21 protein-coding genes are annotated in these 24,235 nt (G+C 65.3%); 14 read left to right on the top strand and 7 right to left on the bottom strand.

Annotated elements, in window-relative coordinates:
- Positions 1-30: 30 nt before the first annotated feature.
- Positions 31-471, bottom strand: coding sequence for a PAS sensor domain-containing protein (locus HA399_RS12900; RefSeq protein WP_043331389.1), 441 nt, complete (start codon positions 469-471; stop codon positions 31-33).
- Between the two features lie 272 nt (positions 472-743).
- Positions 744-2,051, bottom strand: coding sequence for an MFS transporter (locus HA399_RS12895; protein ID WP_404326985.1), 1,308 nt, complete (start codon positions 2,049-2,051; stop codon positions 744-746).
- A gap of 354 nt (positions 2,052-2,405) precedes the next feature.
- Between HA399_RS12895 and HA399_RS12890 the strand changes: the two genes are divergently transcribed.
- Entirely contained in the window at positions 2,406-2,729 is a 324-nt protein-coding gene (locus tag HA399_RS12890) for a SelT/SelW/SelH family protein (protein ID WP_054555551.1), read from the top strand.
- Between the two features lie 52 nt (positions 2,730-2,781).
- On the opposite strand, the gene HA399_RS12885 is transcribed toward HA399_RS12890, so the two are convergent.
- Positions 2,782-3,807 carry a zinc transporter ZntB gene (locus tag HA399_RS12885; protein WP_404325186.1) on the bottom strand — a complete coding sequence of 342 codons (1,026 nt, stop codon included), beginning with the start codon at positions 3,805-3,807 and terminating at the stop codon, positions 2,782-2,784.
- A gap of 144 nt (positions 3,808-3,951) precedes the next feature.
- Here HA399_RS12885 and HA399_RS12880 point away from each other — a divergent pair, with 144 nt between their 5' ends.
- Positions 3,952-4,872, top strand: a complete 921-nt coding sequence (locus tag HA399_RS12880; RefSeq protein WP_043331386.1) for a DMT family transporter — start codon at positions 3,952-3,954, stop codon at positions 4,870-4,872.
- A 39-nt stretch (positions 4,873-4,911) separates the two neighbouring features.
- Here the strand turns inward: HA399_RS12880 and ppk2 are convergent, their stop codons facing one another.
- Both ppk2 and HA399_RS12870 read right to left on the bottom strand, forming a co-directional pair.
- Positions 4,912-5,847, bottom strand: a complete 936-nt coding sequence (ppk2, locus tag HA399_RS12875; protein ID WP_404325185.1) for a polyphosphate kinase 2 — start codon at positions 5,845-5,847, stop codon at positions 4,912-4,914.
- A gap of 190 nt (positions 5,848-6,037) precedes the next feature.
- Positions 6,038-6,778 carry an arylesterase gene (locus tag HA399_RS12870; RefSeq protein WP_404325184.1) on the bottom strand — a complete coding sequence of 247 codons (741 nt, stop codon included), beginning with the start codon at positions 6,776-6,778 and terminating at the stop codon, positions 6,038-6,040.
- A gap of 92 nt (positions 6,779-6,870) precedes the next feature.
- Between HA399_RS12870 and HA399_RS12865 the strand changes: the two genes are divergently transcribed.
- From HA399_RS12865 to HA399_RS12820, 10 genes are all read left to right on the top strand, one after another.
- Positions 6,871-7,674 carry an ABC transporter ATP-binding protein gene (locus tag HA399_RS12865; RefSeq protein ID WP_404325183.1) on the top strand — a complete coding sequence of 268 codons (804 nt, stop codon included), beginning with the start codon at positions 6,871-6,873 and terminating at the stop codon, positions 7,672-7,674.
- The gene (locus tag HA399_RS12860; protein WP_404325182.1) at positions 7,667-10,390 is read left to right on the top strand and encodes an ABC transporter permease; all 2,724 of its coding nucleotides are present in this window, start codon (positions 7,667-7,669) and stop codon (positions 10,388-10,390) included. Before HA399_RS12865 ends, HA399_RS12860 begins: the two co-directional genes overlap by 8 nt.
- 232 nt (positions 10,391-10,622) lie before the next feature.
- Entirely contained in the window at positions 10,623-11,885 is a 1,263-nt protein-coding gene (gene glyA, locus HA399_RS12855) for a serine hydroxymethyltransferase (protein ID WP_054555546.1), read from the top strand.
- Between the two features lie 277 nt (positions 11,886-12,162).
- Positions 12,163-12,444: a hypothetical protein gene (locus HA399_RS12850; RefSeq protein WP_404325181.1), complete on the top strand. Its 282-nt coding sequence runs from the start codon at positions 12,163-12,165 to the stop codon at positions 12,442-12,444.
- A gap of 222 nt (positions 12,445-12,666) precedes the next feature.
- Complete coding sequence (locus tag HA399_RS12845; protein WP_279839888.1) at positions 12,667-13,551, top strand: FadR/GntR family transcriptional regulator; 885 nt, start codon at positions 12,667-12,669, stop codon at positions 13,549-13,551.
- A 92-nt stretch (positions 13,552-13,643) separates the two neighbouring features.
- The gene (locus HA399_RS12840) at positions 13,644-14,726 is read left to right on the top strand and encodes a TRAP transporter substrate-binding protein (protein WP_404325180.1); all 1,083 of its coding nucleotides are present in this window, start codon (positions 13,644-13,646) and stop codon (positions 14,724-14,726) included.
- A gap of 166 nt (positions 14,727-14,892) precedes the next feature.
- The gene (locus tag HA399_RS12835; protein ID WP_404325179.1) at positions 14,893-15,549 is read left to right on the top strand and encodes a TRAP transporter small permease subunit; all 657 of its coding nucleotides are present in this window, start codon (positions 14,893-14,895) and stop codon (positions 15,547-15,549) included.
- Positions 15,549-16,850: a TRAP transporter large permease subunit gene (locus HA399_RS12830; protein WP_043331381.1), complete on the top strand. Its 1,302-nt coding sequence runs from the start codon at positions 15,549-15,551 to the stop codon at positions 16,848-16,850. The genes HA399_RS12835 and HA399_RS12830 overlap by 1 nt, the downstream gene beginning before the upstream one ends.
- Positions 16,851-17,154: 304 nt before the next feature.
- On the top strand, positions 17,155-18,051 hold the full coding sequence (locus HA399_RS12825) for an HAD-IIB family hydrolase (protein ID WP_404325178.1): 897 nt from the start codon (positions 17,155-17,157) through the stop codon (positions 18,049-18,051).
- Positions 18,052-18,092: 41 nt separating this feature from the next.
- Positions 18,093-19,304 (top strand): hypothetical protein, encoded by a 1,212-nt coding sequence (locus HA399_RS12820; protein ID WP_054555542.1) that lies wholly within the window; start codon positions 18,093-18,095, stop codon positions 19,302-19,304.
- Between the two features lie 88 nt (positions 19,305-19,392).
- On the opposite strand, the gene HA399_RS12815 is transcribed toward HA399_RS12820, so the two are convergent.
- Together HA399_RS12815 and HA399_RS12810 are read right to left on the bottom strand one after the other, a co-directional pair.
- On the bottom strand, positions 19,393-21,291 hold the full coding sequence (locus tag HA399_RS12815) for a sugar phosphorylase (RefSeq protein ID WP_404325177.1): 1,899 nt from the start codon (positions 21,289-21,291) through the stop codon (positions 19,393-19,395).
- Between the two features lie 363 nt (positions 21,292-21,654).
- Positions 21,655-21,903, bottom strand: a complete 249-nt coding sequence (locus HA399_RS12810) for a GlsB/YeaQ/YmgE family stress response membrane protein (RefSeq protein ID WP_043331379.1) — start codon at positions 21,901-21,903, stop codon at positions 21,655-21,657.
- A gap of 398 nt (positions 21,904-22,301) precedes the next feature.
- Between HA399_RS12810 and nrdR the strand changes: the two genes are divergently transcribed.
- Positions 22,302-22,790: a transcriptional regulator NrdR gene (gene nrdR / locus HA399_RS12805; protein WP_043331377.1), complete on the top strand. Its 489-nt coding sequence runs from the start codon at positions 22,302-22,304 to the stop codon at positions 22,788-22,790.
- Between the two features lie 258 nt (positions 22,791-23,048).
- Positions 23,049-24,203: a bifunctional diaminohydroxyphosphoribosylaminopyrimidine deaminase/5-amino-6-(5-phosphoribosylamino)uracil reductase RibD gene (gene ribD, locus HA399_RS12800; protein WP_404326983.1), complete on the top strand. Its 1,155-nt coding sequence runs from the start codon at positions 23,049-23,051 to the stop codon at positions 24,201-24,203.
- Positions 24,204-24,235 lie beyond the last annotated feature (32 nt).

Genomic DNA, 24,235 nt, shown 5'->3' with positions numbered 1-24,235 from the left:
CTTCACTCAGCGGCCTTGAGCGTCCGGTGCTCAGTTGGACTCGCTGGGATGCTCCGCGCGCAGGCGTTCCAGCTCTTCCTTGGCGGTCATCAGGCCGGTGACATCCTTCTGGACGCCAACGAAATACTGCAGGTTGTCATGCTCATCGAAGACCGGTGTCATGGAAAGTTCATTCCAGAACAGGCTGCCATCCTTGCGATAGTTGCGCAGTATCTCGCGGCACGGGCGCTTGTCGCGCAGCGCGGCACGGATGTTGTCCAGCTGCGGCTGATCGCGGTCATCATTCTGCAGGAAGCGGCAATCGCGGTAGAGAATCTCGTCGGCGCTGTAACCGGTGAGGCGCTCGAAGCCCTGATTCACGTAGATCAGGATATTCTCATCGCCTTCCTGTTCCGCCACCACGATGCCATCGTCCGAGGCATTCACGACTCTCTCGAGCAGCTCGGGGCTGATCATGTGGGGTCTTTTCATCTGACTCTGATCCTTGCGGCTTAAGAACCCGGCCATGAAGACCGAGCCCGAGAGTACGGGTATAGGATGCCTGTCCGTGTGCCCGGACATTCCAGCACCATGATCGGTTTCACTATGGCGGGGAGACGCGGCTTATGCAATCGCAGCCGCTAATGTGACAGGGCCCGACATCGTTGTCAGGCCCTGTCAGCGTGAGAGTCGATCAGATAGAGAAGGGGGAGAAAGGGGAGAAAGGGGAGTAACAGGGGGGCCGTCATGCCTGCCCCGGATGTTCAGTCGTCCTCCACCTCCGGCAGGCGCTGCGCGCAGAGCGCGGCACAGGCCGCGACGACCGCCAGAATCATCAGCAACCATTCACTGCCCAGCCACTGGGCGAGCCCGCCGATCAACAACCCCAGTACCAGCATCAGCACGCCGGTCAGGGTGTTGGAGAGCGCGACGTAGAGGGCGCGGTTGTCAGAGGTGGCGAGATCGACCACGTAGGTCTTGCGTCCCAGGCGGATACCGGCGTGGGCGATCACCAGCAGCCCGTAGACCAGCGCGTAGCTCCAGATGTTGTCGGCCAGTGCCTGTGGCCACCAGGCCATGCTGCCGGCCAGGGCGCAGCAGACGGCGGCGCCGGCCCCTGCGTTGCGCATCACGCGGCGGCTGGAGGTGTCGGCCAGCCTGCCCCAGATGGGGCTGGCCAGCATGCCGGCCAGTCCTGACACCACCACCAGCACGCCCAGTCCGCCCAGGCTCTCACCGCTCTGCTGCTGGCCGAGCAAGGCGATATACGGCAGTGCCAGCGCGCTTGAGAGCAGCAGGGCGCGTGCCAGATTGAAGTTGCGGAAGGCGGCGTCATGCTTGAGCTCGATGACCCCGTCACGCACTGTCTCCCAGGCATTGGCGCCGCCGCTGGTGGCACCGCTGTCCTCGCGGATCATGGCGGCGCACAGGGCATTGAGTGTCCAGCCCAGCGCCGCGATGGCCATCAGTATCGCCAGCACCTGCTGACCGGGCTGCTCGCCCAGCAGCATCAAGGCGACACCGGCCAGCAGGGTCATCGCCCCCGCCACACTGCCACTCCAGCCCATCAGGCGCCCGCGGCGCTTCTTGGCGATGGTCTTGCCCAGCACGTCCTTGGTGGCGATGGAGGCCACCCCGCGCCCGAGCGACAGCAGGATCAACAGGATCAGTACCAGGCTGCCCGCGAGGGTGCCATCAAGCCCGTGACGCGCGGCGAAGTTGCCCTCGGCCAGCAGGCTGATCATCACCAGCCCCAGTGCCATCAAGGCCTGGATGGAGGCCCCGGCGACCCACACCCACTTGCGTTGCGGCAGTGGGCGAATGAAGCCAGCCACCAGCAGTTGAGGCAGCAGGGCGCCCGCCTCGCGAATCGGCACCAGCAGCCCCACCATCCACACCGGCGCCCCGATCAACCCCAATAGCCACGGCAGCACCAGCCGCGCACTGGCCATCTCGTCGGCCAGCTTGGTGCCCAGCGAGGCCAGCAGGTGACGCCAGAAATTGCCGGGTTGCTGGTGGCAGGCATCCTCGGAGATGTCCTTGCACATGCGCGAATCTTCATCGCCGGTCATGCGCTCGAAGAAGCGACTCTGACCGCTGCCCGACGGCCTCTCGTGGGCTTTGTCTGCAGACTCCCGCTCAGTCTCGCGGTCTTGAGCGTCTGACGGCGAGGAGGCCTCGGTAGAGGAAGACAGGGGTGACATGTGGCCAGGGCTCCGCTATCGGCGTCATGTACGGGAAGTCGTGATGCAGATCACGCCCGTGCCGCCGGTTGAAGAAGGATCGATCGCAGTGCGACGTCAACTGAAGGAATGACTGCGCCGAGTATAGTTTATGTACAGTTTGTGTGTAGGTTTTTGGTGTTGACCATTGCGCGACAGTGCAGTGAAGTGATCATTACATCATTGATTGGAGTAGGCACCACCATGGATCAGGCATCCACGCTGAAAGTCCGGATTCACTACTGCACCGGCTGCAACTGGCTGTTGCGAGCGGCCTGGTATGCACAGGAACTGCTGTCCACCTTCGGAGAAGACCTCGGTGAGGTGGCCTTGGCGCCGAGTCACGGCGGCCATTTCGAGGTGCTGTGCCAGGCCACTCCTGATTCGGAGTGGCTGGTGCTGTGGGAGCGCAAGCGCGACGGCGGCTTCCCCGACAGTCGTGACCTCAAGCAGCGCGTGCGTGATGTGCTCGACCCTGAGCGCGATCTGGGCCATATCGACCGCGCCAGTCGTGAGCAGGGCTCGTAAGCAGCGCTTGTAAGCAGTGCTTGCAAGCAGCTCCGCTACGCCATGGGCGCGTTCACCACCACTTCTTGCGCTTGAGCAGCCACATCTGCATCGCGACCACGCCCAGCGTGATGCCGACGAAGGCAGCGAAGCCCCACTGGCTGTCGCTGCCCGGTATGCCGCCGACGTTGACCCCCAGCAGGCCGGTGAGAAAGCCCAGCGGCAGGAAGACGGCGGTGATGACCGACAACAGATACATGCGCTGGTTGAGCTGCTCGTTGTGCTCGCTCATGCGCTGTTCATGGATGATCAGCGCGCGCTCCTGCATGGCCTGAAAATCCTCCACATAGCGCGACAGCTGGTTGGCGATCTCGCGCAGGTCCAGACGCGCCTGTTCATCGATCCACAACGGCCCTTGGGAGAGTTGTGCCAGACAGTCGCGCTGCGGCCCCATGAAGCGTCGCAGGGTGATCAGGGGGCGCCGCAGGCGGGTAATGTCATCGGGGTCGATCTCGACATCATTGAGCTGGTCTTCCTCGATGATGGCGAGCTGCTCATCGAGGCGATGGCTGAGCTCCGCCACGCGATCGACCAGCGCATCGCTGAGCATCGCCAGCAGCCAGGAGATGCTTTCCGCGCCCTGGCCGGCTTCCAGTTGCTCACGCACCTGAGTGATCGACTGGAACGGCCGGCGGCGCAGGGTGATCAGGCGGGTCGGGCTCATCCACAGGCGCAGTGACAGCAGGTCCTCCGGCGCGGCGCCCGGATTGAGGTTGATGCCGCGCAGCGTGGTGACCATGCCGCCGCCGAAGCGCGCCACGCGCGGCCGGGTGTCCAGCTCGGTCAGGGCCTCGATGCTCGGCTCATCCAGCTGGGCAAGGTCGTCCAGATAGTCATTGACGTCGCCGCGGGTGTAATCGAGGTGCATCCAGATCAGCGCGTCGGGGTCCTGCCATTGCTCGCGCAGGCTGTCATCATCGAGCAGGCTGGCGCCGCCCTTGCCATCCAGGCGATAGGCGCTGACCAGTGCCGTGGTCGGGGCATCTCCCGCAGAGGGCGCAGGTGTCGGCGCGGCTTGCGGATCGGTGGCATCAGTCATTCACGAAATTCCTTTTTGGTGGCGCGGCTTGCAGCAGCGAGCAGGGCACGCGATGCTCGAATGTCAGGCCGTGGGCATTGTCGCTGCCATCGCCATGACACTCATCGCCAGGAAGGCGATACCCGAAATGCGAGGAAGGATGCCATGAGTCAGGATAGAGAAGCCATGCTCTACGGTCTGGGCGCCGTGGCCTTGTGGTCGACGGTGGCGACCGCCTTCAAGCTGGCGCTTGAGCAGATGTCGCCGCTGGAGCTGGTATGGCTGGCGGCACTGGTGTCGTGGCTCTTGATCGGCGTGCTGATGTGGCGTCAGGGCAAGCTGCGCGAAGCGCTCACCACCGGCTGGCGCGGCGGCTGGCGTACGGCACTCTGGGCCGGACTGATGAATCCGGTCGGCTACTATCTGGTGCTGTTCGGCGCCTACGCGCGGCTGCCGGGCCAGGAGGCGATGGCGCTCAATTACACCTGGGCGCTGGCGATGGCCTTTCTCGCCGTGCCGATCCTCGCGCAGCGACTGACGCGCATCGATGTCGCGGCGGGGCTGATCGCCTACGCCGGTGTGTGGACCATCGCCACGCGAGGCGAGATATTCAATGTCGCCTTCGCCGACCCGCTGGGCGTCGGGCTGGCGCTGGGCTCGACCCTGCTGTGGGCGCTCTACTGGTTGCTCAATGCGCGTGACCCGCGCGCGCCGCTGGTCGCCCAGTGGCAGAACTTCAGCATCGCCTTGCCGGTGCTGACGCTGCTGGTGGCCTTCGGGCCGGGCTTCGGCAACTTCATCGGCGCAAGCGCCAACCCCCAGGCGCTGACGGCGGGCATCTATGTCGGCCTGTGCGAGATGGGTATCGCCTTCGTGCTCTGGCAGCTGGCGGTGCACAAGGTGTCGCGTACCGCCAAGGTCTCCAATCTGATCTTCCTGTCGCCGCCCATCTCCTTGACGCTTCTGCACTTCATCGTCGGCGAGCCGATTCTGACCTCGACGCTGGCGGGGCTGGTGCTGATTCTGGCCGGACTCGGCCTGCAGCAGCTGCAGAAGGCACCGGCGGAGCTGTCACAATCGACCTGAGCGAGCCGCGCCGTCGGCGCACAGCCCGCGACTCGATCGTCAGTCGTCGGGCAGGATGAGGCGATCGGCATCCACCACGATCAGCGGGTCCGGGGTGCCGATCATCTTCTTGTCCTTGCCGGGGTAGTCGAGCTGACTGAGCACATGGCGCAGCGCGCCGATACGGGCCCGGCGCTTGTCGTCGGAGCGGATCAGCGTCCAGGGCGCATGATCGCTGTGCGTGCGCGCGAACATCGCCTCGGCGGCATCGGTGTACTCATCCCATTTCTTCTGCGCCACGGCGTCCATCGGTGACAGCTTCCAGTGGGTCAGCGGGTCGGCGGCGCGCTTGGCGAAGCGGATCGATTGCTCCTCGCGGGACACCGAGAAGTACAGCTTGACCAGGTGCAGGCCATCCTCGACCCACAGGCGCTCCTGCTGGGGCACCTGCACCAGAAAGCGTTCGACTTCCTCCGGCGTGGCAAAGCCCATCACCGCCTCGACCCCCGCGCGGTTGTACCAGCTGCGATCGAACAGCACGATTTCGCCACTGGTGGGAAAGCGCGAGACATAGCGCTGGAAATACCACTGACCCTTTTCCGTCTCGTTGGGCTTGTCGAGGGCGACGATGCGCGCGAAACGCGGATTGAGATACTCCATGAAGCGCTTGATGGTGCCGCCCTTGCCGGCGGCGTCACGCCCCTCGAACACGATGGCCAGACGTCCGCCACTGTCACGCAGCCAATGCTGCACCTTGAGCAGCTCGATCTGCAGCGCGCGCTTCTCGGCCTCATAGACCTTGCGCTTGAGGCGCTCGTCGTAGGGGTAGGCGTCACTGGAGACCGGCCCCAGCGTCATGCGCGGGGCATCGCCAGTGGCGTGCTTCTTGCTGGCCTTGCCCTTGGCGTCCTTGCGCTTGGCATCCTTGCTCTTGGCATCCTTGGTCTTCGAATGCGCCTTGCCGGCATCCGCCTTCCTGTTGTTGGATTTACTCATGGCAGTACTCCCTGTGAGGATGGGGCCTGGCCCCGACGACCGACGGTTCGGGCTGATGACGTCAGCGCTGCAAGGCCTCATGGCCCAGATGGCCTGCCTGACAGGCACTGATCAGGCAGACGCGGATTGTCATCTCGCGGCAAGGTAGGCGCATGCAAGCTGTCGTGACATGCGCCGCGCCTGATATTGATCACTCCGCTGACGTCGCGTGTTGCGCCAGTGGCGCGAGTGTCGGCCAGATGGTGTCGAGCAGCTGCGGTTGCGCCTTGGCGGTGGGATGAATGCGGTCCTGCTGCATCAGCTTCTCGCTGGCCGGGGCCGTGGCGATGCCCTCGAGGATGAAGGGCACCAGCGGCACGGAATATTCGTCGGCCAAGTCCCGGTAGACCTGCCGGAAGGCATCGGTGTAGGCCGGGCCGTAATTGGGCGGAATCTCGATGCCGAGCAGCACGGGCTGGGCATCGGCGTCTTCCACGGCCTCGATCATGCTGGCCAGATTGGCCTGCATGCGGGCGGGTGGCAGGCCACGCAGGCCGTCGTTGCCGCCCAGTTCGATCATCACCAGTGAAGGGTCGTGTCGCGCGAGCAGGGCCGGCAGACGATTGAGGCCGCCTTCGGTCGTGTCGCCGCTGATGCTGGCATTGATGACCTCAGGCGCATAGCTGCCCAGGCTGTCCTCGAGGCGCTCGTCGAGCAGCGCGACCCAGCCCTGGCTGCTGTCGATGCCGTAGCCGGCCGAGATGGAGTCACCGACCACCAGCCAGGGGGCCGGCGCATCGGCTAGCGCCACCTGGGGCGTCAGCACGGCCACGAGGCTCAGTGCCGTACTGGCGAGGGCATTGCGCAGTCGCTTGAGTCCCGGCGTGCCGGGGGCTTTGCCACCGCTCGCCAGGCACTGGGTGTCACGGCGATTCACTAGCCATTTCTGCATTCATCATCTCCATCATCTGCACACTATTCATACCCGTTTCGGGGTCTGGAGTTCGTGCCCACCCCGTTCTCTACCATAAGCGAGCAGACACGATGTCACATAACGCCTCCATTAACGACGTGACCCCTGCGTCGGATCAAACCTCGTCAGACGCGCAGGCCAGCGCAACGCCTGCGCCGGTGCTGGAAGTGAGCGGGCTGGCGCAGCGGGTGACCAGTGGCGAAGGGCGCCTGACCATCCTCGAGGACCTGGAGCTTGCCGTGCAGGCTGGGGACAGCGTCGCCATCATCGGGGCCAGCGGTTCCGGCAAGTCGACGCTGCTGGGCCTGCTGGCGGGGCTGGACAGCCCGAGCGAGGGCGATATTCGCCTGTTCGGAAGCTCGCTTGCAGGGCTTGATGAGGATGGTCGTGCGGCGCTGCGCGCGGGGCAGGTCGGCTTCGTGTTCCAGAACTTCCAGCTGCTGCCGACGCTGACGGCGCTGGAGAACGTGCTGATGCCGCTGGAGCTGGCCCCGCTGGGCGATATCGAGGCGCAGGCGCGTGACTGGCTGACGCGGGTCGGGCTGGGAGAGCGACTCGACCACCTGCCGCGTCATCTGTCCGGCGGCGAGCAGCAGCGCGTGGCCATCGCGCGCGCCTTCGTCGCGGGGCCGGGGCTGGTGTTCGCCGATGAGCCGACCGGCAATCTGGATACCGCCACCGGCGAGCGCATCGCGGAGCTGCTGTTCACCCTCAACCGCGAGCGGGGCACCACGCTGATTCTGGTCACCCACGACCTGACGCTGGCCAGGCGTTGTGATCGCTGCCTGAATCTCGAGGCCGGCAAGCTGGTGGAGTGGAAGGATGAGGCGAGTGCGCCGGCCGTGGCGACGCCACAAGGAGGCGACGATGTCTGAGTCCCGGGTGTCTGACCGCGCGGCGACATCTTCCGCCAACGCGCAGCGCCCGCGTGGGGCGCGCCTGCCGCTGGCGCTGCGTGGCCTGCTGCGTGACCTGCGCGCCAGTGATGTGCGCGCCCTCTTTCTGGCGCTGATGCTGGCGGTCGCCGCGACCACCATGATCGGCTTCTTTCTTGACCGTCTCGACCGTGGACTCAATCGCCAGGCGAGCCAGCTGCTCGGCGGGGACCTGGTACTGGAGTCCAGCAACCCGCTCGACCCGCGCTTCGCCGAGGCCTTCCGCGCGGCGGGGCTTGAGATGTCGCCGCAGCTGGGCATGGTCTCGATGGCCTCGCACGGCGACAGCTTCGTGCTCTCGAGTCTCAAGGCGGTGTCGCCGGGCTATCCGCTCGCCGGCCGGGTGGAACTGGAGTCGGATGCCTCGGGCGAGGAGGCTCAGGCGCCAGGCACCAGCTCGCGCGCGGAGATTCCGCCGCCGGGCGAGGCGTGGATCGTGCCGCGCCTGGCCATGGCGCTGTCGGCCGAGGTCGGCGATACCCTGACGGTCGGGCGCAAGCAGCTGACCATCAGTGGCCTGATCACGCGTGAGCCTGATCAGCAGGGCGGCTTTTCCGAGTTCAGTCCGCGCCTGATGTTCAATATGGAAGATCTCGACGCCACCGGTCTGATCCAGCCCGGCTCGCGGATGGAATATCGCCTGCTGGCGGCGGGCGACCCGGCGGCGGTGCAGCAGGCACGTGATGCCATCGCGCCGCTGCTGGCGAGTGCCGACAACGCCGAGGTGCGGCTCAAGGACGTGCGCGAAGACCGCCCGCGCCTGGGGCGCTCACTGGAGCGTGCCGACAAGTACCTGAGTCTGGCTGGGCTGGTGGCGGTGCTGCTGGCCGGGGTCGCGGTGGCGATGTCGACGCGCCGCTATGTGGAGCGTCATCTGGATAGCGCCGCGCTGTGGCGCTGCTTCGGTGCCTCTCAGCGTCAGTTGTCACGGCTGTTCGCGGCCCAGCTTGGCTGGCTGGCCCTGCTGGCGAGTACCGGGGGGGCGGTGCTGGGCCTGCTGGGGCAGATGGGGCTGGTGGCGCTGCTGGAGCGCTTCCTGCCGCTGGAGCTGCCCGCACCCGGGCCGCTGCCGCTGGCATTGGGAATTCTGACGGCGCTGGCGGTACTGGTCGGCTTCGCCGGCCCGATGCTGCTGCGTCTGCGTCAGGTCAGCGCGCTCAAGGTGCTGCGGCGTGAACTGGCCCCGCTGCCTGCCTCGGCGTGGGTGGTGGTGGCGATCGCCAGTCTGGTGTTCGGCGCCCTGATGTGGCTCTACTCGGGTGACCTCATGCTGGCGGCCGGCCTGCTGGTCGGTGGCATCATCGCGCTGGGCCTGTTGATGGTGGTGGGGCAGCTGCTGCTGTCGCTGATGCTCAAGGTGGTGGCACGCATGCGCGGTCAGGGCGGCTGGAGCCGGCCGATTCGCCTCGCCGGCGGCATGCTGGCCAGGCGGCGCGGCGCCAGCCTCGGCCAGCTGGTCGCCTTTGCCGTGACCTTCGCGGCGATGGCGTTGATCGCGCTGGTACGCGGTGACCTGATCACCCGCTGGCAGGCGCAGATTCCGACCGATGCGCCCAATCACTTCGCGATCAATATCCAGCCCGGAGAGCAGCAGGCCTTCGGCGAGCAGCTGACCGCGATGGTGGATGAACAGGCCGGCGACAGCCAGAGCGAGCTCTACCCGATGGTGCGTGGTCGCATCACGGCGCTCAAGGGCGAGTCCCTGCTGGGACGTACCCAGCAGCGCCTGCAGGCAGCCCAATCGGATCAGCCGGCGGCAGGCGGCATGCAGGAAGGACGCAGCGACGAGGGGGATGGCGAGCAGCAGGGCGTCCCGCAGCGTGAGCTGAACCTGACCTGGCATCGTGATCTGCCGGACCACAACCGCCTGTCGGCGGGCGAGTGGGCGCCGATCAGTGACTTCGCCGATGCAGACAGCGAGGCGCGCAGGCGCCTTGCCGCCGCGCAGGGTGTGCCGGTGTCGATGGAGGAGGAGCTTGCCGAGCGCATGGGGCTGGTCATCGGTGACAGCCTGTCGTTCACCATCGGCAGCGAGACCGTCAAGGCGCAGGTGGTCAATCTGCGCCATGTCGACTGGGACAGCTTCCTGCCCAACTTCTACGTCATCTTCCCGCCCGGTGCGCTCGAGAGCTTCGCCCACAGCTACATGACGGCGTTTCATCTCGAGGACGAGCGCAAGCTGGCGCCGCTGGTGCGCGACTACCCCAGCGTGTCGTTGATCAATATCGACGCCATCCTGACCCGCGTGCAGGAGCTGATTGCCCAGGTGTCGCGCGCGGTGGAGCTGATTCTGGGGCTGGTGCTGCTGGCGGGGGCCAGCGTGCTCTACGCGGCACTGGTGGCCAGTCGTCCGGCACGTGAGCACGAAGGCGCGCTGTACAAGGTGTTCGGCGCCGGTCAGGGGCTGCTGGCCCGCCTGCAGGCCGCTGAGTTCGTGCTGCTCGGTCTGCTCAGTGGGCTGCTGGCGGCGATGCTCGCCGAAGGTGCGGCGGTCGGACTCTATTCCGGCTGGCTGGGACTGCCGGTGGTACTGCATCCGTGGCTGTGGGTGCTGCTGCCGCTGGCGGGTGGCGTGCTGATCGGCGGGCTGGGCTTCTGGCTGTCACGAGAAGTGAGGTGCCAGCCGCCGATGACGGGGCTGCGCGCCCTGCAGTGAGCGCCATCAGGCCTCGTCATCGCAGCGCCGGATGATGACGCCTGACGATCTCAACCTGCGGCCTCATGATCGTTGTCTCGGTCATGGGGCCGTCTTGCGTTAACAATGATGCTGATTCATGTGAATCGGACCGCTGGCTGAGGTATCATGCTGGTCCTGATCTTACCCCCAGATGGCGAGCCGGCCGCGCCGGAATTCGCTGTCGTCATCACCCTTCAGGCGAGGACACCCGATGTTCACCCGTGACATGCAGATTGCCGGTTTTGATGATGCGCTCCTGAGCGCCATGGACGACGAAGTCGTTCGCCAGGAAGCTCACATCGAGCTGATCGCCTCCGAGAACTACGCCAGCCCCCGTGTCATCCAGGCGCAAGGCTCCCAGCTGACCAACAAGTACGCGGAAGGCTACCCGGGCAAGCGTTACTACGGCGGTTGCGAGTTCGTCGACAAGGTCGAGCAGCTGGCCATCGATCGTGCCTGCGAACTGTTCGGTGCTACCTACGCCAACGTTCAGCCGCACGCCGGTTCCCAGGCCAACAGTGCCGTCTTCCAGGCGCTGGTCTCGCCGGGCGACACCATTCTGGGCATGAGCCTGGACGCGGGTGGTCACCTGACTCACGGTGCACGTCCGAACTTCTCCGGCAAGCACTACAACGCCGTGCAGTACGGTCTGGGCGAGAACGGCCTGATCGACTACGCCGAAGTCGCGCGTCTGGCGCGTGAGCACAAGCCGAAGATGATCATCGCCGGCTTCTCCGCCTACTCCCAGATCATCGACTGGGCCGAGTTCCGCAAGATCGCCGACGAAGTGGGTGCCTACCTGCTGGTCGACATGGCCCACGTGGCCGGTCTGGTCGCCGCTGGCGTCTACCCGAGCCCGCTGCCCCACGCCCACGTCGTCACCACCACCACGCACAAGACCCTGCGCGGTCCGCGTGGCGGTCTGATCCTGTCCGCCGAAGGCAATGCCGACATCGAGAAGAAGCTGAACTCCGCTGTCTTCCCGGGCGGCCAGGGCGGCCCGCTGATGCACGTCATCGCGGCCAAGGCGGTGTGCTTCAAGGAAGCGATGGACCCGGCCTTCACCACTTACCAGAAGCAAGTGGTCAAGAACGCCAAGGCGATGGCGTCCGTGTTCCTGGAGCGCGGCTTCGAAGTCGTCTCCGGCGGCACCGAAGACCACCTGTTCCTGCTGTCTCTGGTCAAGCAGGGTCTGACCGGCAAGGACGCTGACGCTGCGCTGGGCCGTGCCCACATCACCGTCAACAAGAACGCCGTACCGGGTGACCCGCAATCGCCGTTCGTCACCTCCGGTCTGCGTATCGGTACCCCGGCCGTCACCACGCGTGGCTTCCAGGAGCAGGAGTGTCTGGAACTGGCCGGCTGGATCTGCGATATCCTCGATGCGATGGTCGCCGGCGATTCCGCCGCTGCCGAAGCCGAGGTGCAGGCCAAGGTCTCCGCCGTCTGTGCACGTCTGCCGGTCTACGCCTGAGGCGTGACGAGGTGCCAGCCCGGCTGGCCCTCACCGCAGCAGTGCTGACAGTGGCGTAACGCTGTCATGCATCAGACGAGAAACGCCTGTCGCGCAAGCGGCAGGCGTTTTTTTGTGCCCGCACCACGGCCAGCCGAGGCCGAGTGGTGTGATGCACAGCGGGGTGGGAGAGTGGTCAACCAGCGCTCAGAAAGATCAGCCTGTGCCTGGGAGCGGACGCGCTACGCTATTCTCGATGCCGGACACACTCTGCTCATCTTCGTGCAAGGAGGCTTCCATGGCCGTCATGCAGCACCATGCCTTTCTGATCCTGGTCGAGAACAGCGGCAATACCTCACTGAGCAGTCAGGGCAGCGGCGAGGTCCGCATTTCCGTCGCCACGCTGGGGACGCTGAGAGCCGCCGAGCGGCTGGTCAGTGAGCTGGTCGCCCAGGGCGTCAGCCAGATCGAGCTTTCGGCAAGCTTCGGCGCGGCAGGCGAGGAAGCGCTGAGAACGGTGGTCGCGGACAGCGGTGCCGAGCGTATCGTGTCGATCGGCCGCGTGCGATTCACGGCCTGACGCCAGCACACGGGGAAATTGCCAGTATCTGAATAGCCCTTTCGCAACAGGGAGTTGCGTAAAGGTGTGACCAAAGTCGGGTCTCACCCTTGGTCTAGGGTGTCTTGTTGGCATGTCTGACATGGGCTATTCCTTGACGGACAAGAGCGCGCCGCGATGCATCCCATGAAGGATGTGCGCGAGCTACAAATGACGCGCCACGCCATCAAGGAACGTTCGATCATGACCACGCCTCCCACGAGTGCCGCTGGCGGCAGCCCGCGCGCCAATGCCTCTTCTGGAACGTCTGCCTCAGCTGGCGACACCTCGACCGCGCGTGTCGATGTCGCCGAATGGCTGGCGCAGGCCATCTTCGAGAATCGCTACCCGCCGGGCAGCCTGATTCCTCGTGAGCTGGATCTGTGCGATCAGCACGCCCAGAGCCGCGCCACCGTGCGCACCGCGATCCAGAGCCTGGTCAATGCCGGGATTCTCACCCGCACCACCGGCCAGGGCACCCGCGTCAATCCGCTCAGCGAGTGGCATCTGCTCGATCCGCGCGTGACCGGCTGGATGACGCGCTACGCGATGCCGCATCCGCAGCTGGCGCGGGACATCTACGCCTTCCGCATCTCCATCGAACCCTTCGTCGCCGCCCTGGCGGCCACCGAGGCCACCGCCCAGGACCTGTCCGCCATCGAGCAGGCCTATGACGGCATGGCCGCAGCGGTGCATGGCGGCAGCGCCATGGAGGAGTTCGACCGCGCCGATATCGCCTTCCACGACGCCATCTTCGCCGCGACCCACAACGTCATCTGGGCGCAGCTTGGCCATGTGCTCAAGCCGTCGATCAGCCTGCTGGTGGCGACTTCCAATCACAATGCCTCGGAGCTGGGTGACAGCCTCGGCCGCCATCGCGCGGTGATGGAGGCGATTCGTCTGCGCCAGCCCGATGCCGCCCACGCCGCGACCCTGCATGTGCTGGACCGCACCGGTCAGGACCTCGGGCTTGCCATGCCTGCGGCCTCTGAAGGCAGCCATCCCGCCGGGCGCGCCCAGGAACCGCTGGAGCTGTTGCGCCGCTTCGGCCAGCTGCCCAGTCTGTCTGCACCGCTATCAAGCGAGTGAACGGCACCTCGCGGCGTTTCGCCACGCCGGAAAGTGTCTGCACGTCTTCCACTGACCATAGAACGTCATAACAACAAGCCAGGAGTTTCACCATGCCGCGTTCCACTATCTCGTCGCTCACCACTACCTCGCCGCTCACCACTGCCGCTCCCGCCCGTGTCACGCTCAAGGCGCTGGCCCTGTCCACCGCCGTGGCCGCCACGCTGATCGCCACACCGAGCTGGGCCGCCGAGTACGAATGGACCTTCCAGACCTCCGAGACGGCCGGGGAGCCGCAGTTCGAGGTCAAGAAGGCCTGGGCCGACAGCATCAAGACCATGTCGGATGGCCGCATCGCCATCGAGATCCTGCCGGTCAATGCCGTGGTGCAGGCCAACCAGACGCTGGACGCCGTCAGCGCCGGCATCCTGCAGGGCCACCTGACCGATCCGTCCTACTTCTCCGGCCAGAATCCGGCCTTCGGCATGCTGGGCAACCTGGTGGGTGCCTGGGGTGACCCGCTGGAATATCTCGAGTACATGCAGCACGGCGGCGGTGAGGAGCTCTACAACGAGCTGGTCGAGCCCTACGGCGTGCACCTGATCGGCGCGGGCGCCACCGGGCTTGAGTCCTTCGTCTCCAAGAAGCCGGTGCGCACCGTCGATGACCTCAAGGGCCTCAAGGTGCGTGCGCCGGAAGGCATGGTCTACAACATCTTCCAGAAGGCCGGCGCGGCGCCCGTCAACCTGCCGGGCTCCGAGGTCTACACCGGTCTGGAGAAGGGCGTGATCGACGCGGCGGATTACACCGTCTTCGCCACCAATGATGACCAGGGCCTGCACAGCTTCGCCAAGTACCCGTCCTACCCGGGCTTCCACTCGTTGCCGATGGTGGCGGTGTCGATGAACAAGGGCATCTGGGACGGCCTGCCGGCGGATCTCAAGGTGATCATGGAGACCGCCACCGACGCGATGGCCTACGACATGGTCTTCACCCTCAAGGCGCGTGACATCAAGGCGGTCAGCGCGGCGCGTGCCAATCCGGATATCGAGGTGATCGACATGGCGCCGGAGGAGCGCGCCAAGTTCCGTCGCATCGCGCAGCAGGAGTGGAAGGTGTGGGCCGAGAAGAATGAGCTGACCGGCAAGGTCTACGAGTCCGTGGTCAGCTTCCTGACCGACCGCAACCTGATGTGAGCCCGCTGGCGCGCGGGATGGGCGCCAGCCGCCGTGTGGCAAGAGGCAGCTAGTCACACTTTTGGCGACACGATCGCAGAACGATAAAGACGCGGGAGATCAAGGTCGGCGTGCTCACTGGGCGCGCCGATTCTCCTTGAGGCAGCGAGTCAGCAAGGAATTCGATATGGCAGAACATGATGTGGCGTCGCCGGGGCTACCCGAGGCGTCGGATGACCACGACCCGAATCTGGGCACGCGGACGCCGCTGGACCGCCTGGTGGGCAAGGGCACGCGCGCGGCGGCGTGGCTGGTATTGCTGGCGATGGCGATCAGCGTATTCGAGGTGGTGATGCGCTACGGCCTCGATTCGCCGACCTCCTGGGTGCATGAGACGGTGATCTTCATGGTCGCGACCAGCTTCGCGCTGGGCGGCCCGGCGGCATTGGCCAACAATCGCCATATTCGCGTGCGTGTGCTCTACGACCTGGTCGGCACGCGCTTTCGCTACGTGCTGGACTGCTTCAATGACGTGATGACGTTCGTCTTCTGTCTGGCGATGAGCTATGCGGGCTGGGTGATGTTCTGGCGTGCCTCGCACAGTCCGCTGGGCGAGTGGCAGCTGGAGCGTTCCGGCACCTCATGGAATCCGCCGTTTCCGGCGCTGACCAAGGGCGTGATCCTGTTCGCGCTGGCGGTGATGACCCTGCAGGCGCTGTGGCATCTCTACCAGACATTCTTCTCGCCCCGTCCGCCCGAGGGCGGCAGTGAGGGAAGTGGCGCATCCGACGCCACTCCCGATGCCGCTCCCGACGCCACAGCTGACCACAAGGAGCCGCGCTGATGGATATCGCAACGGCTACGATGCTGCTGGTCGGCGGCATCTTCGCGCTGCTGGTCACCGGCCTGCCGCTGGCCTTCGTCACCGGCCTGGTCGCGCTGGCCTACACCTTCGGCTGGTTCGGCCCGATGGCGCTGCCGCTGGTCACCAGTCGTGTCTATGGCTTCGTCACCGAGTATTCGCTGGTGGCGGTGCCGATGTTCGTGTTGATGGCCTCGCTGCTGGACCGATCGGGCATCGCCAAGGATCTGTTCAATGCCATGCGCGTGATGGCAGGGCGCCTGCCCGGCGGCGTGGCGATCCAGACCATCGTGGTGGCGTTCTTCCTCGCCGCGATGTCCGGCATCATCGGCGGCGAGATCGTGCTGCTGGGGATTCTGGCGCTGCCGCAGATGCTCAGACTCGGCTATGACAAGCACATCGCCATCGGCGTGGTGTGTGCCGGCGGCTCGCTGGGCACCATGATGCCGCCCTCCATCGTGCTGATCATCTATGGCTTGATCGCCAACCAGTCGATCGCGGACCTGTTCACCGCGGCGATCACCCCGGCCATCGTGCTGATGGCAAGCTACATCATCTACGTGCTGATCCGCTGTCTGCGCAACCCTTCACTGGGGCCGGTGATGCCCGAGGAGGAGCGCCGCGCCAGCTTCCAGAGCAAGCGTGAGCTGCTCAAGGCCATCGGTGTGCCGGCGGTCATCGCGGGGCTGGTGCTGGGCTCCATCTACGGTGGCGTGGCCTCGGTGACCGAAGCCGCGGCGATGGGCAGCTTCGGCGTGCTGGTGGCGGTGATGCTGCGCGGCGAGTTCTCCATCACCCTGATGCAGCGTGCGCTGTCCCAGACCATGAACACCTGCGGCATGATCATCTGGATCGGTATCGGCGCGGCGGCGCTGGTCGGGGTCTACAACCTGATGGGCGGCAACCGCTTCGTGTCGAGCATGATTCTCGGCCTGGATATCCCGCCGCTGGCGATCATCATGGTGATGATGGCGATCCTGCTGCTGCTGGGGCTGTTCCTCGACTGGATCGGCATCGCGATGCTGACCCTGCCGATCTTCGTACCGATCATCGTTCAGCTCGGCTACGACCCGGTATGGTTCGGCGTGCTGTTCGCGGTCAACATGCAGGTGTCCTTCCTGTCGCCACCCTTCGGGCCTGCCGCCTTCTATCTGAAAGGCGTGGCACCGGAAGGCATCAGCCTCAAGGATATCTTCGTCTCGCTGCTGCCGTTCATCGCCATCCAGCTGTGCGTGCTGGCGATGTTGCTGCTGTGGCCGCAACTGTCGCTGTGGCTGGTCTAGGCTCAACAGACGTTGCCCGCTTGCCCAAGACTCGACGCCCTCGCAGATGCGAGGGCGTCGTCGTTGGTGACGAAAGATTTGCGCCGTCGTGTGGCGAGGCATCATGCAAGGCAGGCTTTGTGCTCCTTCATGGTGCAAATGAACGGATGCACAAACACGGTCACGGTGAGAGGGGTCAGGCTGTCATGGCAGATGCACCATCTTGGCACATTCCCTGCAATGCTCTTGCAATGCCTGTCCGGTGCCACGAGATCCTGTCGAGGTGACCCCCGACACGCTGCAGCACTTCACGAGGAGAGTTCACATGTCAGAGACTCAAGCACCGCTGTTGTTGCTGACCGATCTGGATGGCTCGCTGCTGGATCACCACGATTACTCGCCGGGCCCGGCGCGCAGCTGGCTGACCCGCCTGCGCGCGCGCGGTGCCTGGATCGTCCCCAACACCTCCAAGACGGCGGCCGAACTGGCACCGCTGATGGACTCGCTGGGCTTGGCGGGCCAGCCGTGGATCGCCGAGAACGGCGGCGTTGTGGCCCTGCCGGCCGATTGGCTGAGCGCCTACCCGCTGGAAGAGGCCAGCGTCCCGGATGCACACGGCCTGTGTCGTATCGCGGTGGCGATGCCCCGCGACAGGATTCTCGCGGTGCTGGAGGAGCTGAGCGGAGAATTCGCCTTCGAGGGCTTCGCCTCGATGTCGGTGGCGAGAATCAGCGAACTGACGGGGTTGGGGGAGGGCGACGCGGCCCTGGCGGGACAGCGTGATGCCAGTGAACCGCTGGTGTGGCACGACGCGCCGGAGCGTCTCGAGGACTTTCGTGCGCGTCTGGCCAGCCATGGCCTCAAGCTGACACGTGGTGGGCGCTTTCACCATGTGACCGGGGACAGCGACAAGGGCGTGGCAGCGCGTTATCTGATCGCCCGCTACCGGCTCTGCGAGCGGGTGCGCCCCTGGACGCTGGGCTTCGGCGATGGCGCCAATGACCTGCCACTGCTGGCCGCCGTCGACAACGCTGTGCTGATCCCCGGCGTCGGTGATACCTCACAGCGTGATCGGGAGCTTGCCGATTATCCGCAACTGGCGGATGAACGCCGCTGTTTTCGCGCCAATCTCCCCGGACCGCAGGGATGGGTCGAGGGATTGCGTCACTGGCTGGCCAATGGCCAGCCGGAAGAATGGACATCCAGAGGTCTGGGCGCCTGACGCCTGCCTGATGCGTGTCTTCGGCATGACAAGGAGCTGACATGAGCGATTTCTACCAGAATGGCATCATCACCAACTTCCATAACCTGACCGATCGTCCGGTGGAAGATCTCGAAGCGGACCTGATGCGCTTCTCCCGCAAGCGACCGATGAGCCTGATTCTACCGTCGCTGTATTCCGAGCTGGAAGGCCCCGCCCTCAAGCATATCGTCGAGGAGCTGGCCCAGGTGCCGTACCTCAGCGAGATCGTGATCGGGCTGGACCGCGCCGACCGTGACCAGTTCGAGCATGCCAAGGAGTTCTTCTCACATCTGCCGCAGCATCACCGCATCCTGTGGAACGACGGCCCGCGTCTGCGGGCGCTGGATGAGGAGCTGACCGAGCATGGCCTGGCGCCGATGGAGGCCGGCAAGGGGCGCAATGTCTGGTACTGCTCCGGCTACGTGCAGGCCTCGGGCATCGCCGAGGCGGTGGCACTGCATGACTGCGATATCGTCACCTATGATCGCGGCCTGCTGGCGCGGCTGATCTACCCGGTGGCCCATCCGCAGTTCAACTACGAGTTCTGCAAGGGCTACTACTCGCGCATCGCCCAGGGCAAGCTGAACGGCCGCGTGGCGCGCCTGATGGTCACGCCGCTGATCCGTGCGCTCAAGAAAGTCTATGGCCCGCTGCCGTACCTGGATTATCTCGACAGCTATCGCTATCCGCTGTCCGGCGAGTTCTCGATGCGTACCGACGTGCTGGCGGACATCCGCATTCCCAGTGACTGGGGGCTGGAGATCGGCGTGCTGTCCGAGGTCCATCGCAACTATTCCACCAAGCGCCTGTGTCAGGTGGACATCGCCGATGCCTACGATCACAAGCACCAGCCGCTGTCCGAGGAAGATGCGCTGGGCGGCTTGAATCGCATGAGTCTGGACATCGCCAAGGCCATGTATCGCAAGCTGGCCACGCTGGGCGTCGAGATGCACGGCGAGACCTTCCGCACCATCAAGGCCACCTACTACCGCATCGCGCTGGACCTGATTGAGACCTACTACAACGATGCCGTCATGAATGGCCTGACGGTGGACCGCCACAGCGAGGAAGCGGCGGTGGAGCTGTTCGCCGCCAACATCATGGATGCCGGCAGCGCCTTCCTCGACAATCCGCGCGACAAGCCCTTCATCCCGAGCTGGAACCGGGTGCAGTCAGCCGTGCCGGACCTGCTCGAGCGCATGCACGAAGCGGTGGAGCTGGACAACCAGTAAGGCTCGCGGCGGGAAACAGCAAGACCAACGACAACGGGGCTGCCAGTGGCAGCCCCGTTGTCGTTGGCAGGAGGAAGAAACGCGGGCGTCAGACGACCTCGATGGCCGGCGGGCGCACGGTTTGCTCCATCAGCCAGGCCGCCTGATAGGGGCGGCGGGCCATGGTGGGATCGTAGGCCTTGTCGTGGCACAGGTGGTCGGTCAGCGCGACGCCTTGCCAGCTTGCCGGCAGCGGCAGCACGCGCGGCTGATCGGTGACATTGAGGGCGAACAGCAGGCGGCGCCCTTCATGGGTGACGCGCTCGAAGACGAAGAAGTCCGGGCCGACATCAAAGACATTCTGGTCGGCATCCGGGTGGAAGCAGGGTTCGTTGCGGCGCAGTGCCATGCGGCGCTTGAGGGCGTGGAAGACCTCATGGGTCGCGGTGTTGGGGCTTGCCAGCAGCGCTTCCAGTTCATCGCGCTGCCATTTGCGGCGGTTGATGGCGCGCAGATGGCCATCGCGCTCGACGCCTTCCTGGTGGTTGGGGGTCGCGGTCAGCGAGTGGATGTACAGCCCGGGGATGCCCTGCAGGCTCAGCATCAGGGTCTGACTGGCGATGAAGCGCTCGATCTGCCACGGGTCCTGGCCGCGCCGCGTGCCCTTGAGCGCATCGAAGTAGCTGATGTTGAGCTCATAGGGGGTGTCGGCGCGCCCGGGGTTGGCGCGCATGCTGACGTAGCCACCGAAGTCATGCACCAGCCGCACCAGGGTGTCGCGCTCGTGGTCGGGCAGCAGGCCCTCAAGGGCGCGAACGCCGATACCGTCGTGACTGGCGGTGAAGTTGAAGTAGCTGCAGCCGGAAGGCAATGACGGCAGGCTGGTGGCCCACTGGGTCAGGGCGCTGGCATCGCCGGAGGTCAGGGTGTGCAGCGTCAGCGGCGGCAGCGTGAACTGATAGATCAGGTGCGCTTCATCGGCCTGGGCGCTGCCCTCGATGGCGGTGAGGTCGTGCTGTGACAGGCGGTCGAGCCCGAAGTAGGACATGTTCTCGGCGTGGGGCACGTTGGTCTCGGTGATCAACAGGCTGCCGGGCGCCAGATGGTCGACGATGGCGCGCAGCAGGCGCACCACGGCGTGAGTCTCCGGTAGGTGGATGCAGGAGGTGCCCTGGCGTTTCCACAGGAAGGCCACCGCATCGAGGCGGATGATGCCCGCGCCCTGCTCGAGGTAATAAAGCAGGATGCCGATGAATTCGAGCAGCACATCGGGATTGGCGAAGTTCAGGTCGATCTGGTCATCCGAGAAGGTTGCCCAAAGATGGCGCAGGCCACGACGGGTATGCACCGGCGTGAGCAGTGCAGATGGGCGCGGGCGCACGACCTCGGAGACATCGGTGTCGGGGTCCATCTCGATGAAGTAGTCGCGGCCGGGCTGCACGCCGGCCAGATAATCGGCGAACCACAGTGACTCGCGTGAGCAGTGATTGATGACCAGGTCTGCCATCAGGTCGCGGTGCTCGCTCAGGCGCCGGATGTCCTGCCAGTCGCCGAGGACCGGATTGACCTCGCGATAGTGGATGACGCTGAAGCCGTCATCGCTGCTCCACGGAAAGAAGGGCAGCACGTGGACACCGGACAGGCTGTCGTCCAGTCGGCTGGCGAGGAAGTCGTGCAGGGTCGCCAGTGGTGCCTCGCCTTCCTGCTGCAGGCTGTCGCCGTAGGTGATCAGCCACTGATCGCGCTCGCTCCAGAGCGGCTCGCCTTCCGGTACGCGGGGGTTGAGGCGCGTGCGATGGAAGTCCAGCACCGTCTCCAGGCGTCTGAGGACTTCTTCATGACGCTGTGGGTAGATCTCGGCGAGCAGGCGTGTGGCGTGCGCCTGGAAATCAGCTTGCGAGAGGCGTTTGGCGAGAGAGACTCTGGCGCGTGGTCTGGCGCTGCCCTCGCTCGGCGCAGGATCGGAGGCAGTGGATGTCGAGTGATCGGGAGATGACGTATCGGACATGGGCAATCCTCGTGGCAGCAAAAGCGGTCAGACTCTGCCTCGTGAGCCGCAATGGGCAGAGCGTGTCGCGGGTGATCTTCGGGAAGCCCGCCGGCGCAATCCTGCGGGGCCGGTGGCAAGACTGGGAATCACATATCAGATGAAGTCGGCTGGCCGTCGCTTGGTGAAATGCCTGAATAGCGCATCGCTGAGCGGCGCCCGTGGGTGACGGCCTGGCGCCTTTACTCATGAGTCATGCACGCCTCGGGCCAGATTCGTCAAGCCTGCAAGGCAGGACGGCCAGCCTGCATGTGCCGGCTGGCCGTCCTGTCTGGCGTCATGTGGCCTGCGGCCAGCTGACGCCACTGCGCTTCATGACATGCTTTACTTGCGCAGCACGCGATACAGAATCAGCAGAATGACGGCGCCGAGCACGGCGATGACAAAGCTGGCCAGATTGAATCCCGTCACTTCACCGAAGCCCATCAGGGTGCCGACCCAGCCACCGACAACGGCACCCAGGATGCCGATGATGCTGGTGACGATGATGCCACCCGGGTCCTTGCCGGGCACGATCACCTTGGCGATGATGCCGGCAATAAGACCGAATATGATCCATGCAATGATTCCCATGTCGCAGCTCCTTGCGTCATCGTGATCAATCTCGCGGCAGAGATCATTCGCCGCCAGTCGTGAAAGGATTTCACGGCTCGGGCAAGCGTCCTTGTGAGGCGCTGCACCCTGATGTCATCTTTCGGTTATCGGGCGGGGATTTCAAGCCTGCCGGGCAGGTTGATTGACGCTTTCGCCGCGGTGTCCGCCCCCCGGGGCGACAGTGCAGGAAACTCCTGTCGCCCTTTGGTCGCTCCCCAAGGCTAGTTCAGTCATGTCGAGGCTGACATAGGCTCCCGTGGCAGGGCCTTAACGGTTACAATACCCGCCATTCGCTGTCATTCGGCTGCGCTGCGCCACTTCCTCGCTGTGCTTCGCGCGGGGCCGCAGCCACCTCGCACCCAAGCAGGCTCTCCAACATGCACTGTCCCTTCTGTGGAACTCATGAAACCAAGGTCACGGATTCCCGACTGGTGGTCGAGGGTGACCAGGTGCGGCGGCGTCGCCAGTGCGCGGCCTGCGGTGAGCGTTTCACGACCTACGAAACGGCGGAGCTGGTCATGCCGCGCGTGGTCAAGGGTGACGGTTCGCGTGAGAGCTTCGATGAGCACAAGCTGCGTGCTGGCATGCTGCGCGCGCTGGAAAAGCGCCCGGTATCCTCCGAGTTGATCGAGGCCGCGGTGGAGCGCATTCGTCAGCGTCTGCGTGCCACCGGCGAGCGTGAGATCGAGGCGCGGCGCATCGGTGATGAGGTCATGCAGCAGCTCAAGCGGCTGGATCAGGTCGCCTATATCCGCTTCGCTTCGGTCTATCGTCGCTTCCAGGATCTTGATGAGTTCCGCGCCGAGATCGACCGTCTCGCCCAGGAGCCCAGTTTCCTGCCGGGCGAGGAAGACGCGCGGCCCTGATGTCTCGACACGGTCATCCTTGCAGATGACCTCGAGGCCTGCGCCTGCTGGTCCTGTCGCGTCACGCTGCGTGGCTCAGGCCTTGCCTCAGACCTCAGGCCTCAGGCATCGAAGTATTGACCACCGCCTGGGCTACGCCTGACCTTCTCTCGTTTCACGCCAAGGTATCGCATGTCTCTTTCTCCTCATGCTTCTCATGCTCCCCGTGACAGCCACTCTCACGAACGCAGTGCTCCCTCGGCGCGTGATGCGCGCCACATGGCCCACGCCCTGCGCCTGGCGCGACTGGGCAGCTACACGACGCAGCCCAATCCGCGTGTCGGCTGTGTGCTGGTAGAGGCCGAGACCGACGAGGTGATCGCGAGCGGCTTTCACGTGCGTGCCGGGGAAGGGCATGCCGAGGTCAATGCGCTGGCAGAGGCGGGCGAGCGCGCGCTGGGCTGCGTGGCCTATGTGACGCTGGAGCCCTGCTCCCACACCGGGCGTACCGGCCCTTGCTCGCTGGCGCTGATCGCGGCGGGCGTCTCGCGGGTGGTGATCGCGATGCGTGATCCGAATCCGCAGGTCGCCGGGCGCGGCATCGCGCTGCTGCAGGGCGCGGGCATCGCGGTGACGGTCGGGGTGATGGAGCAGGAGGCGCGAGCGCTCAATCCCGGCTTCCTGTCACGTATGGAGCGCGGTCGGCCCTTCGTGCGCCTCAAGCAGGCCATGAGTCTGGACGGGCGCACAGCGATGGCTTCCGGCGAATCCCAGTGGATCACCGGCCCCGAAGCGCGCAGTGCCGTGCAGCGCCTGCGTGCGCGCTCCAGCGTGGTGATGAGCGGTATCGAGTCGGTCATCTTCGATGATTCGCGTCTCAATGTGCGCGCCGACCAGCTCGGGCTTGAAGACCACCCGCTGGGGCTCGAGGCGCTGGTGGCGCGTCAGCCGCTGCGCGTGGTGGTGGACAGCCATCTGCGTTTGCCGCTGGCGGCGCGCATTCTGGCGCAATCCGGTCGTACGCTGCTGGTATGTGTCGCGGATGAGACAGCGGCGCTGGCTGAGCGACGTACCTTGTTGGAGGCGGCCGGTGCCGAGGTGCTGGCGCTGCCGGCCGGCGAAGATGGCCGCGTGGACCTCGAGGCCCTGCTGCGCTATCTGGCCGAGCACGAGCAGGCCAACGAGGTACTGCTGGAAACCGGCGCGGTGCTGGCCGGGGCCATGATTAACGCGGGGCTGGTCGATGAGATGCAGCTCTTCATGGCCCCGACGCTGCTGGGCGGCGAGGCTCGCCCGCTGCTGGCGCTGCCGGGGCTGGATCACATGGCGCAGCAGCGCCGGGTCGAGATTCGCGATATCCGGGCGGTGGGGCGTGATTGGCGCATCACTGCAGTGCCGGTAGCATCGCCAGACCCGCAGGAGAGCGGCGACTGATTTCTTCTTGTCACGCAAGCACTTGCCGCCGT

It is taken from the genome of Cobetia sp. UIB-001 (genome assembly GCF_044789135.1).
Classification (GTDB): Bacteria; Pseudomonadota; Gammaproteobacteria; order Pseudomonadales; family Halomonadaceae; genus Cobetia; species Cobetia amphilecti.
This window is presented reverse-complemented; position numbering and strand designations above follow the sequence as displayed.

Coding starts and splice junctions, on each gene's coding strand:
- HA399_RS12900 (WP_043331389.1), bottom strand. CDS start 471: ATGAAAAGACCCCACATGATCAGCCCCGAGCTGCTCGAGAGAGTCGTG.
- HA399_RS12895 (WP_404326985.1), bottom strand. CDS start 2,051: ATGACCGGCGATGAAGATTCGCGCATGTGCAAGGACATCTCCGAGGAT.
- HA399_RS12890 (WP_054555551.1), top strand. CDS start 2,406: ATGGATCAGGCATCCACGCTGAAAGTCCGGATTCACTACTGCACCGGC.
- HA399_RS12885 (WP_404325186.1), bottom strand. CDS start 3,807: ATGACTGATGCCACCGATCCGCAAGCCGCGCCGACACCTGCGCCCTCT.
- HA399_RS12880 (WP_043331386.1), top strand. CDS start 3,952: ATGAGTCAGGATAGAGAAGCCATGCTCTACGGTCTGGGCGCCGTGGCC.
- ppk2 (WP_404325185.1), bottom strand. CDS start 5,847: ATGAGTAAATCCAACAACAGGAAGGCGGATGCCGGCAAGGCGCATTCG.
- HA399_RS12870 (WP_404325184.1), bottom strand. CDS start 6,778: ATGCAGAAATGGCTAGTGAATCGCCGTGACACCCAGTGCCTGGCGAGC.
- HA399_RS12865 (WP_404325183.1), top strand. CDS start 6,871: ATGTCACATAACGCCTCCATTAACGACGTGACCCCTGCGTCGGATCAA.
- HA399_RS12860 (WP_404325182.1), top strand. CDS start 7,667: ATGTCTGAGTCCCGGGTGTCTGACCGCGCGGCGACATCTTCCGCCAAC.
- glyA (WP_054555546.1), top strand. CDS start 10,623: ATGTTCACCCGTGACATGCAGATTGCCGGTTTTGATGATGCGCTCCTG.
- HA399_RS12850 (WP_404325181.1), top strand. CDS start 12,163: ATGGCCGTCATGCAGCACCATGCCTTTCTGATCCTGGTCGAGAACAGC.
- HA399_RS12845 (WP_279839888.1), top strand. CDS start 12,667: ATGACCACGCCTCCCACGAGTGCCGCTGGCGGCAGCCCGCGCGCCAAT.
- HA399_RS12840 (WP_404325180.1), top strand. CDS start 13,644: ATGCCGCGTTCCACTATCTCGTCGCTCACCACTACCTCGCCGCTCACC.
- HA399_RS12835 (WP_404325179.1), top strand. CDS start 14,893: ATGGCAGAACATGATGTGGCGTCGCCGGGGCTACCCGAGGCGTCGGAT.
- HA399_RS12830 (WP_043331381.1), top strand. CDS start 15,549: ATGGATATCGCAACGGCTACGATGCTGCTGGTCGGCGGCATCTTCGCG.
- HA399_RS12825 (WP_404325178.1), top strand. CDS start 17,155: ATGTCAGAGACTCAAGCACCGCTGTTGTTGCTGACCGATCTGGATGGC.
- HA399_RS12820 (WP_054555542.1), top strand. CDS start 18,093: ATGAGCGATTTCTACCAGAATGGCATCATCACCAACTTCCATAACCTG.
- HA399_RS12815 (WP_404325177.1), bottom strand. CDS start 21,291: ATGTCCGATACGTCATCTCCCGATCACTCGACATCCACTGCCTCCGAT.
- HA399_RS12810 (WP_043331379.1), bottom strand. CDS start 21,903: ATGGGAATCATTGCATGGATCATATTCGGTCTTATTGCCGGCATCATC.
- nrdR (WP_043331377.1), top strand. CDS start 22,302: ATGCACTGTCCCTTCTGTGGAACTCATGAAACCAAGGTCACGGATTCC.
- ribD (WP_404326983.1), top strand. CDS start 23,049: ATGGCCCACGCCCTGCGCCTGGCGCGACTGGGCAGCTACACGACGCAG.